This window comes from Vibrio sp. OPT41, assembly GCF_015163595.1.
Classification (GTDB): domain Bacteria; phylum Pseudomonadota; class Gammaproteobacteria; order Enterobacterales; family Vibrionaceae; genus Vibrio; species Vibrio alginolyticus.
In genome coordinates this window covers 99,246-116,190 of sequence record NZ_JADDYH010000023.1, presented here as the reverse complement: position 1 = coordinate 116,190, position 16,945 = coordinate 99,246, and the positions used below count along the sequence as shown (strand labels likewise).

Here is a 16,945-nt window from a genome sequence, read left to right as displayed (position 1 = left end):
ACAGATAGCTGCAGTTAGAGTTGTTTTACCGTGGTCAACGTGGCCGATAGTACCAACGTTAACGTGCGGTTTCGTACGTTCAAATTTTTCTTTAGACACGATCGTGTTCCTTCCTAGTTATGATTCGTCGTGATCATTATTGATCGACGACGCGCCAGAAATTGTTATTTTATGCGCCAACGCCCGTTAGCGCAATATTTGGACGCCCTGATCTCGCAAAAAGTCGTAAACTTTTTGCAGTTCAATCGTCAATTAGTAACCACGCTCTGCAATAATTTTATCTGCGAAGTTTTTCGGCACTTCAGCGTACTCGTGAAACTCCATAGAGTAAGACGCACGGCCTTGAGTTGCAGAACGTAGATCAGTTGCGTAACCGAACATTTCGGATAGTGGTACTTGAGCACGGATGATCTTAAGACCAGCCACACCTTCGTCCATGCCTTCAATGATACCGCGACGACGGTTTAGGTCACCAACAACGTCACCCATCCAGTCTTCCGGAGTGGTTACTTCGACATTCATCATAGGTTCTAGAATCACAGGTTGTGCTTCTAGTGCACCTTTCTTGAATGCCATCGAGCCAGCGATCTTAAACGCCATCTCGCTTGAGTCTACATCGTGGTAAGAACCATCAAATAGTGTAGCTTTAATATCTAGTACAGGGTAACCCGCTAGAACACCACTATTCATTTGCTCTTCGATACCTTTCGATACCGAGCTGATGTATTCCTTAGGAATCACACCGCCCACGATTTCGTCTACGAATACGAAACCTTCACCAGGCTCAGAAGGCTCAAGTTTGACCCAAACATGACCGTATTGACCACGACCACCTGATTGACGAACAAACTTACCTTCAACTTCCGCTTTACCACGAATGGTTTCACGGTAAGCAACCTGAGGTTTACCAACGTTACAATCAACGCTGAATTCACGCTTCATACGATCAACGATAATGTCTAGGTGAAGTTCACCCATACCTGAGATCAGAGTCTGACCTGATTCGTCGTCCGTTTCCACGCGGAATGATGGATCTTCCGCGGCTAGTTTACCTAGCGCGATAGCCATTTTCTCTTGGTCTGCCTTAGAACGAGGCTCTACAGCAATCTGAATAACTGGTTCAGGGAACTCCATGCGTTCTAGAATCACTTTGTGGTTCTGATCACACAGTGTGTCACCTGTTGTTACGTCTTTCAGACCGATAGCAGCTGCAATATCACCAGCGCGAACTTCTTTCACTTCTTCACGCTTATTCGCATGCATCTGAACGATACGACCAAAACGCTCTTTCTTCTCTTTTACTGAGTTGTAAACAGCGTCACCCGAGTTTACAACACCGGAGTAAACACGCATGAAAGTTAGCGTGCCCACGAATGGGTCAGTCGCAATCTTAAACGCTAGCGCTGAGAAAGGTTCGTTGTCGTCAGCATGACGCTCAACTTCATTTTCTCTTTCGTCGACACCTTTAATTGCAGGTACGTCAACAGGCGATGGCAAGAACTCAACTACTGCATCCAGTACCGCTTGAACACCTTTGTTCTTAAACGCACTACCACAAGTAGCCAGTACGATTTCGTTATTTAGTGTGCGAGTACGTAGAGCTTGTTTGAGCTCAGCTTCAGTCAATTCACCTTCTTCAAGGTACTTGTCCATCAGCTCTTCGCTAGCTTCAGCAGCGGATTCAACCATGTGGTTGCGCCACTCTTCAGCAAGTTCAATCATGTCAGCTGGGATGTCTTCGTAAGTAAACGAAGTGCCTTGATCGGCATCATTCCAGTTGATCATTTTCATCTTGATAAGGTCGATGACACCTCTGAACTCATCTTCCGCACCAACGTTCAGCTGGATTGGAACAGGAGTCGCACCAAGACGATTCTTAATTTGGTTCACAACGCGTAGGAAGTCTGCGCCCGCACGGTCCATCTTGTTTACAAATACCAAACGTGGAACGTGGTATTTGTCTGCTTGACGCCATACAGTTTCAGACTGAGGTTCAACACCAGATGAGCCACAGAACACAACCACAGCACCATCAAGTACACGAAGAGAACGCTCTACTTCGATAGTAAAGTCAACGTGTCCAGGGGTATCAATGATGTTTACGCGATGCTCAGGGAACTGTGCTTCCATACCACGCCAGAATGTAGTAGTCGCAGCGGATGTGATAGTGATACCACGCTCCTGCTCCTGCTCCATCCAGTCCATGGTTGCTGCACCATCGTGAACTTCGCCGATTTTGTGAGAAAGGCCAGTGTAGAACAGAATACGCTCAGTTGTGGTTGTTTTTCCTGCATCTACGTGAGCACAGATACCGATATTACGGTATAGCTCAATAGGAGTTTTACGAGCCACGATTGTATCCTCTTACTAAGGTGTACCTTAGAGTATAGAAAAGTGCTGCGAGAGAACCTCGCAGCACAGAAGGTATTACCAACGGTAATGAGCGAACGCTTTGTTTGCGTCAGCCATGCGGTGAACGTCTTCACGTTTCTTAACCGCAGTACCTTTGTTCTCAGACGCGTCTAGCATTTCAGCAGCTAGGCGTTGAGCCATAGATTTTTCACCACGCTTGCGCGCAGCTTCAACCAACCAACGCATAGCAAGTGCGTTACGGCGAACCGGACGTACTTCTACAGGTACTTGGTAAGTTGAACCACCAACACGGCGAGATTTAACCTCTACCGCTGGGCGAACGTTTTCAAGAGCTTCTTCAAAAATAGCTAAGTGGTCTTTACCAGACTTTTCAGCCATAGCATCTAGTGCAGTGTAAACGATTTTCTCTGCAGTAGATTTTTTACCGTCAACCATTAGGATGTTAACGAATTTTGCCAGCAATTCAGATTTGAATTTTGGATCTGGAAGGATCTTACGCTGACCAATGACGCGACGACGTGGCATGGATTTATCTCCGTTGTCTTCTTCAGGTTTTATCCAAAACTTTTCAGTTTTTTCAAAAAATTAAAAATAATTTAGTGTTTGGCCTTACTTAACGGAATCCATTAAGACTTAGGACGCTTCACACCGTACTTAGAACGACCTTGTTTACGGTCATTTACGCCAGCACAGTCGAGTGCGCCGCGAACAGTGTGGTAACGCACACCTGGAAGGTCTTTAACACGACCACCACGGATTAGAACAACTGAGTGCTCTTGAAGGTTGTGACCTTCACCGCCGATGTACGATGTAACTTCGAAGCCGTTTGTCAGACGTACACGACAAACTTTACGAAGTGCTGAGTTAGGTTTTTTAGGTGTAGTAGTGTAAACACGAGTACATACACCACGTTTTTGTGGGCACGCTTCTAGTGCAGGCACGTTGCTTTTAACAACTTGCTTTGCACGTGGCTTACGTACCAACTGGTTAATAGTTGCCATTAACTAGCTCCTGATTTACTTGAAAGTAAGCTTTGTGAAAAATCTATCCCCAACTGCCAATGCAGTTAGGGACGCAAAATTCTATGCAGCAGTGAGAGGTGTGTCAAGAAATATACGGATCTTTTTTGTTCAATTAGAACAATTCATCCGTAAAGCTTTGTCGACAGCAAATCTTGTTCAATCCCAAGTTAGGGATTTATCCTGTTTTGCTGTTAGTTCAACGAAGCCTGAATAATTCACAATCGTCAGCGATGGACTGATACGATTTGCAATACCGCGAGCTTGCGCATCGCTCTCTAACACAAATACGCTGCGGTTTTTTAGATGGGAAAATGCTTTATGTTGCGAGTTAGCAGCGTACACTGCATCTTCTATAAGTAAGATGTCATCCTGTTCACTGCATAAGGGCATGGCGTCTTCTAGAGCAGAGACTGTTTTTATGATGTGTAACATACCTTCCTCAAAAAGACAGTAGCTTGCCAGCGTGTTGTAACTTATCTTTGAGCTGTTCTGAGCTTAACGCTTGGGCTTCAATGACTAAATCCGCTTGCGCCAAACCTCGCTGGGTTAACGACTCTGAACACACAAAGACTTGTTCGATGTCGTATAAATCGAAAAGCTTTAACATCGGCGCGTAATCTTTACTCAAAATATTGTTGGGGTCTTGTCCGAGTAGAAGCTGGTATACCCCGTCACCCATGAAAATGACGCTGATATCTTCACAGTAAGCCGACGCGGCTAACAGTGCATCCACACCTTCACGACCAGCTGCACTGCCATGTGGCGCACTACGAAATAGATAAGTTAACTGACTCAAAACTGTACCACTCTGTCTTGGGTTAACATCGCTTCAGCTAGGCTACCTAAGCCTGCTTGTTCAAAACCATCGGCTAGATTGTTCTGAACCAAACCATGTTGATTCGCTTCTTCTTCACTTACAATCCCGCGACGCAAAGCGGCCGCGACACAAGTTTCTAGGCGAACACCATGCTCTTTAGCCAAAGACTGCCACGCCTTATTGAGATCAAACTCATCGTTGGCTGGCACACTCAAAGCAGTACCATTAGTCACACCATCTTGATAAAAGAAGACGCTCACTAGCTGATGGCCTTGCTCTATCACCGCTTTGGCGAACTGATAAGCACTGCGCGCTGACTGGCTGCCATAAACGGGACCATTCACCACTAACGTGTAAGTCAGTTTACTCACCTTTCATCATCCTCGGTTTTACGTTGACGAATGTACAAGTAAACGGTGTGTTTTGAAATATTAAGGCGATCCGCGACACGGTTGATGGCATCTTTAATATCGAAGATACCTTTGTCGTACAACTCCATCACGATCTGGCGATTTTTGGTGTTGTTAGACACGGATTTATCCGCATTGATCTCTTCGATGGTGCGTTCAACAGTTTGGTCCACCAGCTCTTCTACGTCACTAGCAAAGTTGACCGAGGAAGCCGCTTCTTTCGCTTCTTGCGTCGGCATGAAAGACTGAAGGACTTGCGAGAAAGGCGCATCCAAGTTGACGTTGATACACAACAAACCAATCACGCGATTTTCGCCATTACGAATGGCGACAGTAATCGACTTCATCAACACGCCACCTTTTGCACGGGTAAAGTACGAACGTGAGAAGTTGCGCTCCGAGCCTTCGATGTCTTTTAGCATCTTAAGCGCTAAATCAGTGATTGGTGAGCCGACTTGGCGCCCCGTGTTTTCACCGTTAGCGATTTTAATTGCAGAGGTATTTAAGTCTTCTAGAGAGTGAAGAACGATTTCACAAAATGGACCTATCAGGCTGGCGATACCATCCACGACCGCCTCATAAGATCTTAAAATGATTTTGTCGTGCTCGGTAAACGGCATCACGTTAACGGATTCCATTTCGAGCAACATCTCCGCGTTTATTGTTTCTGTAGTTGTCATAAGCCTTCGAGCGAAAAATCAACAAATTGGTGTAAGTTTATCAGAAAATTTGAAAAGCAACCTAGCAAACTCACCAACTAGTGACCTAGAACAAAAAAGGCCCGTTAAACGGACCTTTTTCAATAACTTATCGCAGCTTATTGTTATTGCTCTGCGTTGTCGTTCTCAACTTTTAGCAGCTCAACTTCAAATACTAGCGTTGAGTTAGCAGGAATGCTTGGTGTGTCTTGGTCACCGTATGCTAGCTCTGGCGGGATAACGAATTTGAATTTAGAACCCACAGGCATTAGCTGAACACCCTCTGTCCAACCTGGGATTACACGGTTAAGTGGGAACGTTGCAGGTTCACCACGATCGTATGAGCTGTCGAACTGAGTACCGTCGATCAGAGTACCTTTGTAGTGTACTTGAACCGTATCAGTGTCTTTTGGCTTCTCACCTTCAGCTGGTGTCATTACTTGGTATAGAAGACCTGTATCTGTCTTCACTACGCCTTCTTGCTTCTCAAACTCAGCACGGAAATCATCGCCAGCTTTTTTCGCTTCAGCTGCTTTCTCTGCCGCTTGTGCTTGCATCTTTTCTGCAACACGCTTGTCTAGAGATTCTAGTGCTGCACGTGTTTCTTCTTCATTCAATTCAGCATTGCCTTTGAAGACGTCTTCGATACCTTTTAGTACCAAATCTTTGTTAAGATTAATGCCGATTTCGCTTGGCTTGTCGATGCTTGTGCTTAGGTAATTAGCAAATGAAACACCGATTGCGTATGCCGCTTTGTCGTCGTCGGTTTTAAAGTGAACCGCTTTACCGGTTTCTGCTTGAACTTGTTCTGCTTGAGGTGCGGTTTCTGTTTTAGTTTCTTCTTTCTGACAACCTACCGCTAGCATGACTGTTGCAGCAAGTAGCGACACTTTTAAAACTGATTTCATTAAATTCTCCCAATAATGGCTCTGCCATTGGTTGTTGTGCACAAATCTTCTATGAGACTAGTGAAGACAATCGTTATACCAATATACTAGCTATATGTCTTAAGACACAAACCGGATTATTAGATGTGATGCAAAGAATTTTTCATTTATTCCTATATTTAATTGTCATCACCACGTTAAATGGTTGCTTTTTCGCCGAGCGTGAAGTGCAGCGTTGGCCGATAGAACCTCAAGGTGCGACGAGCTTCGCACTTAGCAGAGATGGACGGTTTGCTCTGCTCTATTCTCAACAACGTCATTTGATGTTGTGGGACCTAGAGCAAAATGAACAACTAGCCAACCTGGGTGAACTCGATGCCGATGCCAATGTGGTTTCCCATATCCGCATATCTGACAATGGTCGCTACGCAATTACAGCAAGCCAAATGAACTTCGCAGTTTGGGACCTAGGCTGGACGCAATCCGAAGGCCTTTGGTCTATCTCTGATGCGCTCATTCGCGACGTTGATATCACCAGTAATGGTGAACAAGTTCTGCTTGGGTTATCCAACGGTAAAGCAATTTATGTCAACTTAGTCACCGGGCGTCGCATGGAGTTCCTTGCACATCGTGAAAAAGTCAATTCCGTGGCCATTTCTCCTAATGGGCGCTTCGCCCTAACCGGAGGTAATGACTATAAAGCGTATCTGTGGGACACCGAAACCGGACAAATACTACGAACCTTCGAACATGAACAACGAATTGTTCGCGTGGCCCTGCAAAGAGATGGAAAATTAGCAATGACATCTGATGGCGGAAACCAAGCGATTGTTTGGGATTTAAAAACTGGACAAGAAGTCACACAGTTGAGCAGTTGGTCACGCCAATTAATTTTCTCTACCGCACGATTTTCTGACGACGGGACTCAACTAGTCACAGGAAGCCCTTCTGGCCGTGTGTCAATATGGGATACTCAAACCGGAAAACGAATGAGTGGATTTGAAGTGGAGCCCAAAAAAGACACTCGCCCTCCCCGTGCGGTCGTGTATGATGCAGCCTTTGATTCAAAACAACGCGTAATTACTGCTACTTCAGCAGGTATTGCCCAAGCTTGGCAGTTAGAGAACGGATCATGACAGAAAAAACCATTCAGCAATTGGAAGCACGCATTAATGACTTAGAATGTCAGCTTGCGTTCCAAGAACAGACTATTGAAGATCTGAACGGCGCTTTATCGCAGCAACAACTGCAAATTACCAAGATGCTCGATCAGATGAAATATGTGGTAGGTAAAGTAAAAAATATGGACTCGTCGAATTTAGCCGATCCGTCAGAAGAAACCCCACCACCGCATTATTAAAATGCAGGCTCAAACAGCATAAAGCCCAGAACATGTTCTGGGCTTTGTTGTATTAATTACTTAAGAAGGTACTCAAGAGGAAGCTATTCGTCGGCGTAGATTTTAACGCTCAGCTCGCCTTGCGTATTAATGCCTGCTCGGTACATGCCAGAACTGTTCATCGCAAAGTGCATCTCACCTTTAGCATCAATGGCAATCAAACCGCCCTCTCCGCCCATCTGTTTGAGATCACCTTGGATAATGTGTTCACAAGCCGTATGAATATCTTCTTGTAAGTAACGCATACGTGCTGCAACGTCTTCCGCAACACGTTTACGAATAAAGAACTCGCCGACACCCGTAGTGGAAACTGCCACGACGCCATTTTCGGCCACCGTACCACAACCAATAAGAGCCGAATCTCCGACTCGGTTGTATTTCTTATTCGTCACGCCACCCGTACTGGTGGCAGCGGCTAAGTTGCCTTGTTGATCTAACGCTACCGCACCAACCGTACCGTGCTTACGGTCATCTGGGTAACGAGATTCCGACAAAGCAAACAGTCCTTTCTCACGCATAGACAGCAACTGCTCATAACGGCGATCAGTAAAGAAGTAATCTTGCTCGGTATACTCATGGCCTTGCTCAAAAGCAAACTTCTCTGCGCCCTCACCCACCAACAGCACATGATTGCTGTTTCGCATCACGTCACGAGCGAGCTCAATTGGGTTTCTGATATGACGAACCCCAGCGACCGCGCCTGCTGCAAGGTTTCGCCCATCCATCACAGAAGCGTCCATTTCAACCATTTCGTTGTTGGTCAGCACTGAGCCTTTACCCGCATTAAAGTTAGGAGAGTCTTCCAATACTTTCACTGCCGCTACGACGGCATCTAAGGCTTCACCGCCCGTGTCTAGAATTTGATGTCCCGCTTTTACCGCAGCTTCTAAATCCGCCAAGATGGATTGTTGCAGCTCATCGCTCATCTGTTCACGCAAGATGGTGCCCGCACCACCATGAATGGCAATCGAGAAAGGTTTCGTCATCACTTTGTCCAACTGTTATTCCTTGTATGGTTGGCACTACACCTTAGATAAACAAAAAGCGCAAGTTGAAAACTCAACTTGCGCTTTTCAAAGCTTTGCTAGATTAGATTATCTAGTGAAGGAGCTTATGATTAGTGAGAACCACAGCTACCGCCGCCACAGCAGCCGCCTTCTTCTTCGTGATCGTGGTCATGATCGTGACCACCACAACAGCCACCACCTTGATGGATGTGACCGTGTTCGATCTCTTCTGCTGTTGCTTCACGTGTAGACATAACTTCTACTTCGAAAGTTAGTGTTTGACCAGCTAACATATGGTTACCGTCAACAACCACTTCGTTGCCGTCAACTTCTGTTACTTCAACAGGGATTGGACCTTGGTCAGTGTCAGCTAGGAAGCGCATGCCCACTTCGATTTGCTCAACGCCTTGGAACACGTCCGCAGGAACGCGCTGTACTAGCGCATCGTTGTGCTCACCGTAAGCTTCTTCAGGAGCTACCGTTACTGAGAACTTGTCGCCAGCCACTTTACCTTCAAGTTCTTTTTCAAGACCTGTAATTAGGTTGTTGTGACCGTGAAGGTAATCTAGAGGTGCTTCTGCTGTTGATTGATCAACAACGACACCGTCTTCCATCATTACTTTGTATGCAAGGCTTGCAACAACGTTCTTTTCAATTTTCATACTAACTCCAGGGAGATTAATTGACTTAACCTGAATGGGGTTAAGTACTGAGATATCTGGGTGTATTATGGGGATCAATTATCGAAGTTCAATTACTCCGGCTTAAAAATTCCGATCATTTCCTGATCTGAGTGTTTATTTTTCTCTACAGATTGTGGTTTACGCTGCTCTGTAAACTCACACTCGACACACTCAACTAATTCGATGTTATTTTCAATCCACCAGCGCAGGGTATCTTGCTGGCTGCAATTTGGGCAGCTAGCGCCGGCAATAAAACGTTTCTTGATTTTCACGCTATTTCCTTAGCTTGAGTCTTGGCTCAAGTACTACTTCCAATGATTAGGTGACTGATGGTCGCTCTCCATTTCACGACCAAATATTTCTTCTAGCTCTTTGCGGGCCTCTTTCGCTCTTTGAGCTAATTTCTTATCTTCATTGTGTTGAGGCAATAAGTCCTTAAGCATAGCATTATCTAACTTGCGAAAATGTGCTTCTGCCCGCTTTGCTTGATAAGGATGCATACCCAGTTCTACGAGCGCTTGGCGACCGAGATCTAGCGCCCCTAAAAATGTTTCACGAGAGTAATTCTCTACACCATGACTCATTAACTGGTAAGCCTCGACACGGCTTCTTGCTCGGGCTAACAACTTAAGTTTCGGGAAGTGCACGCGACAAATGTCCACGATGGCCATCACCTCATCAGGTGAATCAGTACAAATAATCAATGCTTCCGCTTTATCAGCGCCAGCAGCCCTCAATAGGTCAATTTGTGTAGCATCGCCATAAAACACTTTGTAACCATACTTACGTAATAGGTGGATTTGGCTGGCATCACTTTCTAATACTGTCACTTTGATTTTATTGGCATACATTAAACGTCCGACGATCTGACCGAAACGTCCAAAGCCTGCAATGATAACGCGTGGTCGGCGATCCACGACTTTCGTGGTCATGCCCTCTTCTTCTTGATTCAGGGTATGAGCAAACCACTTCTTTTGTCCCATCAGCAAAAGAGGAGTCGTCACCATGGATAGACTGACCACCACCAACAGAAACGCCACTTGCTCTTTGGGCAAAATGCCCTCTTGGCTCGCCGCGGTAAATATGACAAAGGCAAACTCACCGCCTTGGCTCAAAATTGCAGCCATACGGCTTCTCGCTTTGGCTCCGACACGGGCAGCTCTCGCCAATGCATACAAAACCAAACCCTTAACCACGACCAAAGCCACCACCGCACCGAGAATCTCTAAAGGGTGTAATGCCAATAACCCCAAGTTTACCGCCATGCCCACCGCAATAAAGAATAACCCCAACAACAGACCTTTAAATGGCTCGATAGCGATTTCCAGCTCATGGCGATACTCACTCTCTGCAAGCAAAACGCCTGCTAAAAAAGTCCCCAATGCCATCGAAAGGCCGAGCTTTTGCATCACGACCGAAATGCCAAGCACGACTAAAAGTGCAGCAACGGTAAAGAGCTCACGAACGCCGCTCATCACGACAAAACGAAATAGCGGACGTAGTAAAAAGTGACCACCAATCAACAGTGCTACCACACTGCCTAAAATAGTGAAGACATCCAACCAACTTCCACCACTATGCCCGCCTGCTAGCAAGGGCAACATCGCCAGCATCGGGATCACTGCAATATCTTGAAAGAGCAGCACCGCAAAACCAGATTGCCCCGTTTCGGTACCATTAAGCCCTTGCTCTTCAATGACTTTAAGCGCAATCGCCGTCGAGGACAGCGCCAACCCCATCCCGATCACCAAACTCACTTGCATGCTTACGCCAAACATACTGACGACACTACCAATCACGGCGGTCGTGACCACAACCTGCGCACCGCCTAAACCTAAAATCGGCCCTCGCATCTGCCACAATTTTTTAGGGTTTAATTCCAGCCCTATCAAAAACAGTAACAACACAACCCCAAGCTCGGCAAAATGCAAAATGGCATCAACGTCGCTAATTAAGCCAAGCCCCCATGGGCCAATCAACACACCAGCGAGTAAATAACCTAAAACCGAGCCAAGCCCAAGGCGCTGAGCAATCGGCACCGCAATAACCGCAGCCGAAAGAAAGACCACACTGCTTTGAAGAAACTCACTGGTGATCGCCATACTGACCTCCTCGCTCTGCCGCTTGCCAGTTTTCAAGTGGGTTACTCAGCCATCCACGGTATAACTCGGCATGTTCGTAGCGTTCAATATCTGAAACATTTCTTGACCAATACAACACCAGTGGTTCAATCCAGTGCATTTGACATAGGGCTGCCGTCAGTTCAAACGGTTGCAAGATTTGCTCAAGTGGGTATTTGTTGTACCCCTTCGCGCTGAAGGCTTCTTCTTTACCACCTGTTGTAATGACACTGCGCCAGTATTTTCCTTCTAGCGCCGCACCTCCGCCAAACGCAAAGCCTTTACCTAACACTCGGTCTAGCCACTCTTTTAATAGGGCTGGACATGAATACATATAAAGTGGGTGGTGAAATACAATCACATCGTGAGCGAGCAACAACTCATGTTCGTAATTCACATCAATAAAGAAATCGGGGTAAACACCGTAAAGATCGTGCACAGTGACGTGATCAAGCGACTGAGCTTTTTTTATCATCACTTGATTGGCAATCGAGTTATGTGGCTCTGGATGAGCATAAATGACCAGAACTTTTGGGAGAATAGACGGTGCAACAGCCAAATGGTCGTCCTTGTGGTTATTTTTATCCGTTATCAAATTGTTATACTTTTTTGTACAGCATAATGCAATTAAAGCGAATCAATCGACTTTTCCGGCCAATACCCCTACTATTCACCGCTAGATATATACCCAAGTGGCTTTAAAAACGATTGAAACCACTTCGCTATGTAACCAAGCAACGCGCACTGCGCAAAGTGAATGAAAACTTTATGATTACCTTCTCTGATATTCAGTTACTGCGTGGCGGTAAACCTCTTTTAGACCAAGCTTCTGCGACTATTCACCCTGGCGATAAAGTCGGTCTTGTGGGCAAAAACGGCTGCGGTAAATCAACGCTGTTTGCCCTACTGAAAGATGAACTGTCAATTGATGCTGGCTCATTTAGCCAACCTCAACACTGGGAGTTGGCCTGGGTCGCACAGGAAACGCCTGCGCTAGAGCGCACTGCACTGGAATACGTCATTGATGGTGATCGCGAATACCGCGCTCTCGAAAAGCAGTTAGCTGAAGCAGAAACACAAGACAACGGAACCCTAGTTGCCGAGATACACGGTAAAATTGAAACCATTGGTGGTTACAGCATTCGCGCTCGCGCGGCAGAACTGCTCGATGGTTTAGGGTTCAGCCAAGAGCAAATGAGTTGGAGTTTGACCCAATTCTCAGGTGGCTGGCGTATGCGCTTAAACTTAGCTCAGGCACTGTTGTGTCGTTCTGACTTATTACTGCTCGATGAGCCAACCAACCACTTGGACTTAGATGCAGTGATGTGGCTTGAACGCTGGCTACAAAACTACCCTGGCACGCTGATTCTGATCTCGCACGACCGAGACTTCCTTGATCCAATTGTTGGTCGCATCATTCACATCGAGAATCAGCAGCTGAACGAATACACGGGTAACTACTCGTCATTCGAAAACCAACGCGCACAAAAGATGGTGTTACAACAAGCGATGTTTGAAAAGCAACAGAAGCAGATGTCGCACATGCAAAGCTATATCGACCGCTTCCGTTATAAAGCATCAAAAGCACGCCAAGCCCAAAGCCGTATCAAAGCTTTGGAGCGCATGGAAAAAGTACTGCCAGCTCAATTCGATAACCCATTTAGCTTCCAATTCCGTGAGCCAGCTGCGCTGCCAAACCCAATCATGATGATGGATGAAGTATCTGCAGGTTACGGTGACAACCTCATCTTAGAGAAGATCCGCTTGAACTTGGTTCCTGGCAGTCGTATTGGTCTACTCGGCCGTAATGGTGCGGGTAAATCGACATTAATCAAGCTGCTCTCTGGTGAACTTAACGCGCAAGGTGGTGACCTAACTTACTCACAAGGCGTGAAAATTGGTTACTTCGCTCAGCACCAGTTAGAAACGCTTCACCCTGAAGAAACGCCGCTGCAACACATGATGCAAATCGCACCCGATCAAACCGAACAGCAGCTACGTGATTACCTAGGTAGCTTTGGCTTCCAAGGTGACAAAGCACTAGAAAAAGTTGCGCCGTTTTCTGGTGGCGAAAAAGCCCGTTTGGTATTGGCTTTAATTGTGTGGCAAAAGCCAAACCTGTTGCTACTTGATGAACCGACCAACCACTTAGACTTGGACATGCGTCAGGCATTGACGATGGCACTGCAAACGTTCGAAGGTGCAATGGTGATTGTTTCGCACGACCGTTACCTATTGCGTGCTACAACCGATGACTTGTACTTGGTGCATGATCGTCAAGTTGCGCCGTTCGATGGTGACTTAAACGACTATTATAAATGGTTAACCGAGCAACAAAGAGCGGAACGCAAAGAAGCACAAGCCGCACAGCCAGCCAAAGATAGCGCCAACAGCGCGGCAGCGAAAAAAGAGCAGAAACGTCGTGATGCAGAGTTTCGAAAACAGACAGCGCCAATTCGCAAAACGCTGACACAACTAGAAAATAAAATGGATAAGTTAGGTGCTGCACTGGCCGAAGCTGAAGAACAATTGGCGGACAACTCACTGTATGCGGCCGAAAATAAAGCTAAACTTAACCAAGTGCTGGCACTTCAAGCTTCTAGTAAGGCTGAGCTCGAAGAAATTGAAATGGAATGGATGTCTGCTCAAGAAACATTGGAGCAGATGGAGATAGAGTTTAATCAATGAGTAATCAACACGCTGAATACACACTCACCCTAGAACACCTTTGGCAGTTTAGTCTGCAATTTTATGGTGTGCGAGAAGTGAAAGAGGCGTGTTTATCATTACAGAACAATTATCACGGTAACGTGAACCTACTCCTGCTGCTCAGATGGCTCGATGAGCAGCAACTCATTTTCCAAGAAAAAGACTGGCCCTCGGTGCAAGACTGTCTAGGTAGAAGCGAAACTTTACTTCACTCCTTTCGCGACCTTCGTCGCCACCTTAAGTCTCAAGTCAATGACGCTTTGTATCGTGAGACCTTGCAGTTTGAGCTGCAACTAGAAAAGCAGCAACAAGCGGATTTGGTGGACTGCATTAACTCACTTGCACTACTCAAAAATGATGGTGACCCACTGACGTTGAGATACTGTCGTCACCTCGGTGGGGAACATTTGCAGCAAGCCTTTGCTATGCCGGTGCCAAACATTCAACCACCAAAACGCCCATAAATCTGTAGAATACCTATAATCTTTATAAAGGATTATATTAATAAGTTCTTCAACGGACACCGAAGGACCGCATAAGAGCAGTTAGGTATGACACAATTTTTCGCAGCCGCCGGGATCAAAAACCCGCATCTCCAAACGCTTTTGCCGCGTTTTATTCGCAAAAAAGCGTTGTTTACGCCGATTTGGCAAACCCTCGATACATCCGATGGCGACTTTCTCGATCTCGCGTGGAGCGAGGACCCAACCCAAGAGCCTGCACTAAAAAAGCCGATTTTTGTTTTATTTCATGGGTTAGAGGGATGCTTCTATAGCCCTTATGCCAATGGGCTAATGAATGCATTTGCTCAATCTGGATGGCTGTCGGTGATGATGCATTTTCGTGGCTGTAGCGGTAAGCCAAACAAGAAAGCTCGCGCCTATCATTCTGGTGAAGTGACTGACGCCCGCCACTTCTTAGAGCACCTTGAGCAACGCTTTCCTGATAACCCCAAAGTTGCGGTTGGTATTTCTCTTGGCGGTAACATGTTGGCGAATTATTTAGCCCAATATAAAGACCACCCTATTTTGAATGCAGCGACTATTATCTCAGCGCCTTTAGACCTAGCGGCGTGTGCGAACCGTATAGAACAAGGCTTTTCAAAAGTGTATCGCCGTTATCTGCTTTCTTCACTGAAACGTAACGCGTTACAAAAGCATCATCTACTGCATGGTGAGCTTGCGCTGTCCTACAACTCAATAAAACGTGTCACACGGCTGTATGAATTCGATGATTTGATCACCGCACCATTGCACGGCTTTAAAGACGCACAAGATTATTACGACCAATGCTCTGGCTTAAGTAAACTACAGCAAATCACGCTACCCACACTGATCATCCATGCCAAAGACGATCCGTTCATGACCGACGATGTGATCCCGAAGTTTGTTCTGCCAGATAACATTGATTACCGTCTCTTTGAACACGGTGGCCATGTTGGCTTCCTGACAGGAACGGCGTTAAAACCTAAGTTTTGGTTGGAGGAAGCGCTGCCTGCGTATTACGAAAGTATCGCCGCAGATTACCTTTCTGCTGTATCCAAGCAACGAACGCAGTAAACTAGCCGCTCATCATAAAAGTTAGAGGTATTTATGATCATTCCATGGCAAGACATTGCGCCGGAAACATTGGAAAACTTAATTCGTGAATTCGTCTTACGCGAAGGAACGGATTACGGAACCGTCGAGGTTTCTTTGCAAGACAAAATTGATCAAGTTAAAGCTCAATTGGAAAAAGGTGAAGCGGTTATCGTGTTCTCTGAGCTACACGAAACCGTCGATATTCAGCATAAAACAAAATTTTAGACCCTTCACATTTTACCGTATCCCACTCGATGACAAGGTATTGTTACGTGCTATAGTGGGATATCGACCGTGCAGTAGTAACTCTACTGCACATTACAGGTAAGTAATTTTCGACAAGGTTTGTCATGTCAGCTAAACACCCAATTATTGCGGTTACTGGTTCGTCCGGTGCCGGCACGACCACTACATCTGAAGCCTTCCGTAAAATGTTCAATATGATGAACGTTAAACCCGCATGGGTTGAAGGCGATAGCTTCCATCGCTTTACTCGCCCAGAAATGGACATCGAAATTCGCAAAGCCCGCGAGCAAGGTCGACACATTAGCTACTTTGGCCCACAAGCTAATGACTTCCCGGGATTAGAAGAGTTTTTCCGTAAGTTCGGGCATGACGGTACTGGCAGCGTGCGCCGTTATCTGCACACGTTTGACGAAGCGGTTCCCTACAATCAAATGCCAGGCACGTTTACACCGTGGCAAGACTTACCCGAAAACAGCGACGTGCTGTTTTATGAAGGGTTACATGGTGGCGTGGTCGATGGCGATGTTAATGTTGCTCAACATGTGGATTTCTTAATTGGCATGGTGCCGATTGTGAACTTAGAGTGGATCCAAAAATTCGTACGTGACACTCGCGATCGCGGCCATTCGCGTGAAGCGGTAATGGACTCAATCGTGCGATCCATGGACGATTACCTCAACTATATCACTCCGCAGTTTTCTCGTACTCACATCAACTTCCAGCGCGTACCGACCGTTGATACTTCCAACCCACTTAATGCAAAAGGCATCCCTAGTTTGGATGAGAGTTTTGTGGTGATTCGCCTACGCGGTATCAAGAATGTCGACTTCCCATATCTGCTGGCCATGATTGATGGCTCATTCATGTCACGCCACAACACGATTGTCGTACCCGGCGGTAAGATGAGCTTTGCAATGGAGCTCATAGTTCGGCCTATCCTACAACAGCTCATCGAAACAGGGAAAATTGGCTAAAAACCTGCCTGCGAAGATGT

The 16,945-nt window shown here is 46.2% G+C and carries 21 protein-coding genes; 7 read left to right on the top strand and 14 right to left on the bottom strand.

Translation table 11 applies throughout. The features are described from left to right. From IQP38_RS11815 to fkpA, 9 genes are all read right to left on the bottom strand, one after another. Window positions 1-99 (bottom strand): GTP-binding protein (locus tag IQP38_RS11815; RefSeq protein ID WP_135300427.1); only part of this gene is annotated, 99 nt, incomplete at its 3' end. A gap of 153 nt (window positions 100-252) precedes the next feature. Further along, on the bottom strand, window positions 253-2,352 hold the full coding sequence (gene fusA, locus IQP38_RS11810) for an elongation factor G (protein WP_005382794.1): 2,100 nt from the start codon (window positions 2,350-2,352) through the stop codon (window positions 253-255). A gap of 75 nt (window positions 2,353-2,427) precedes the next feature. Continuing rightward, window positions 2,428-2,898 (bottom strand): 30S ribosomal protein S7, encoded by a 471-nt coding sequence (rpsG, locus tag IQP38_RS11805; protein WP_005382796.1) that lies wholly within the window; start codon window positions 2,896-2,898, stop codon window positions 2,428-2,430. 101 nt (window positions 2,899-2,999) lie between these two features. Then, on the bottom strand, window positions 3,000-3,374 hold the full coding sequence (gene rpsL / locus IQP38_RS11800) for a 30S ribosomal protein S12 (protein WP_004399892.1): 375 nt from the start codon (window positions 3,372-3,374) through the stop codon (window positions 3,000-3,002). Window positions 3,375-3,551: 177 nt separating this feature from the next. Next, window positions 3,552-3,827: a sulfurtransferase complex subunit TusB gene (gene tusB, locus IQP38_RS11795; protein ID WP_005382799.1), complete on the bottom strand. Its 276-nt coding sequence runs from the start codon at window positions 3,825-3,827 to the stop codon at window positions 3,552-3,554. Between the two features lie 7 nt (window positions 3,828-3,834). Beyond that, complete coding sequence (gene tusC / locus IQP38_RS11790) at window positions 3,835-4,191, bottom strand: sulfurtransferase complex subunit TusC (RefSeq protein WP_005382801.1); 357 nt, start codon at window positions 4,189-4,191, stop codon at window positions 3,835-3,837. Then, window positions 4,188-4,583, bottom strand: a complete 396-nt coding sequence (gene tusD / locus IQP38_RS11785; protein ID WP_017821752.1) for a sulfurtransferase complex subunit TusD — start codon at window positions 4,581-4,583, stop codon at window positions 4,188-4,190. The genes tusC and tusD overlap by 4 nt, the downstream gene beginning before the upstream one ends. Beyond that, complete coding sequence (locus IQP38_RS11780) at window positions 4,580-5,302, bottom strand: helix-turn-helix transcriptional regulator (RefSeq protein WP_005382804.1); 723 nt, start codon at window positions 5,300-5,302, stop codon at window positions 4,580-4,582. Before IQP38_RS11780 ends, tusD begins: the two co-directional genes overlap by 4 nt. 143 nt (window positions 5,303-5,445) lie before the next feature. Continuing rightward, window positions 5,446-6,228, bottom strand: a complete 783-nt coding sequence (gene fkpA / locus IQP38_RS11775; RefSeq protein WP_017821751.1) for an FKBP-type peptidyl-prolyl cis-trans isomerase — start codon at window positions 6,226-6,228, stop codon at window positions 5,446-5,448. Window positions 6,229-6,356: 128 nt separating this feature from the next. Here fkpA and IQP38_RS11770 point away from each other — a divergent pair, with 128 nt between their 5' ends. Together IQP38_RS11770 and IQP38_RS11765 are read left to right on the top strand one after the other, a co-directional pair. Beyond that, the gene (locus tag IQP38_RS11770; RefSeq protein WP_193837602.1) at window positions 6,357-7,343 is read left to right on the top strand and encodes a WD40 repeat domain-containing protein; all 987 of its coding nucleotides are present in this window, start codon (window positions 6,357-6,359) and stop codon (window positions 7,341-7,343) included. Continuing rightward, window positions 7,340-7,567: a SlyX family protein gene (locus IQP38_RS11765; protein WP_193837600.1), complete on the top strand. Its 228-nt coding sequence runs from the start codon at window positions 7,340-7,342 to the stop codon at window positions 7,565-7,567. The genes IQP38_RS11770 and IQP38_RS11765 overlap by 4 nt, the downstream gene beginning before the upstream one ends. Before the next feature lie 83 nt (window positions 7,568-7,650). On the opposite strand, the gene IQP38_RS11760 is transcribed toward IQP38_RS11765, so the two are convergent. The 5 genes from IQP38_RS11760 to kefG all read right to left on the bottom strand — a co-directional run bounded on the left by IQP38_RS11760 (window position 7,651) and on the right by kefG (window position 11,975). After that, on the bottom strand, window positions 7,651-8,592 hold the full coding sequence (locus IQP38_RS11760) for an isoaspartyl peptidase/L-asparaginase family protein (protein WP_031812779.1): 942 nt from the start codon (window positions 8,590-8,592) through the stop codon (window positions 7,651-7,653). Between the two features lie 131 nt (window positions 8,593-8,723). Then, window positions 8,724-9,275 (bottom strand): peptidylprolyl isomerase, encoded by a 552-nt coding sequence (slyD, locus tag IQP38_RS11755; protein ID WP_005381451.1) that lies wholly within the window; start codon window positions 9,273-9,275, stop codon window positions 8,724-8,726. Window positions 9,276-9,367: 92 nt separating this feature from the next. Further along, window positions 9,368-9,568, bottom strand: a complete 201-nt coding sequence (locus IQP38_RS11750; protein ID WP_005381449.1) for a YheV family putative zinc ribbon protein — start codon at window positions 9,566-9,568, stop codon at window positions 9,368-9,370. A 33-nt stretch (window positions 9,569-9,601) separates the two neighbouring features. Continuing rightward, window positions 9,602-11,398 carry a glutathione-regulated potassium-efflux system protein KefB gene (gene kefB / locus IQP38_RS11745; protein WP_149192258.1) on the bottom strand — a complete coding sequence of 599 codons (1,797 nt, stop codon included), beginning with the start codon at window positions 11,396-11,398 and terminating at the stop codon, window positions 9,602-9,604. Beyond that, on the bottom strand, window positions 11,382-11,975 hold the full coding sequence (gene kefG / locus IQP38_RS11740) for a glutathione-regulated potassium-efflux system ancillary protein KefG (protein ID WP_017821749.1): 594 nt from the start codon (window positions 11,973-11,975) through the stop codon (window positions 11,382-11,384). Before kefG ends, kefB begins: the two co-directional genes overlap by 17 nt. Before the next feature lie 209 nt (window positions 11,976-12,184). Between kefG and IQP38_RS11735 the strand changes: the two genes are divergently transcribed. The 5 genes from IQP38_RS11735 (at window position 12,185) to IQP38_RS11715 (ending at window position 16,925) form a co-directional block, all read left to right on the top strand. Then, the gene (locus IQP38_RS11735) at window positions 12,185-14,104 is read left to right on the top strand and encodes an ABC transporter ATP-binding protein (protein ID WP_193837599.1); all 1,920 of its coding nucleotides are present in this window, start codon (window positions 12,185-12,187) and stop codon (window positions 14,102-14,104) included. Further along, window positions 14,101-14,589 (top strand): TIGR02444 family protein, encoded by a 489-nt coding sequence (locus IQP38_RS11730; RefSeq protein WP_193837598.1) that lies wholly within the window; start codon window positions 14,101-14,103, stop codon window positions 14,587-14,589. The genes IQP38_RS11735 and IQP38_RS11730 overlap by 4 nt, the downstream gene beginning before the upstream one ends. A gap of 87 nt (window positions 14,590-14,676) precedes the next feature. After that, a complete protein-coding gene (locus IQP38_RS11725) occupies window positions 14,677-15,684 on the top strand; it encodes a hydrolase (RefSeq protein ID WP_132937307.1) in 1,008 nt (335 codons plus the stop codon). A 33-nt stretch (window positions 15,685-15,717) separates the two neighbouring features. Further along, a complete protein-coding gene (locus IQP38_RS11720) occupies window positions 15,718-15,930 on the top strand; it encodes a YheU family protein (RefSeq protein WP_005382815.1) in 213 nt (70 codons plus the stop codon). 125 nt (window positions 15,931-16,055) lie between these two features. Continuing rightward, complete coding sequence (locus IQP38_RS11715) at window positions 16,056-16,925, top strand: phosphoribulokinase (RefSeq protein ID WP_005381434.1); 870 nt, start codon at window positions 16,056-16,058, stop codon at window positions 16,923-16,925. Window positions 16,926-16,945 lie beyond the last annotated feature (20 nt).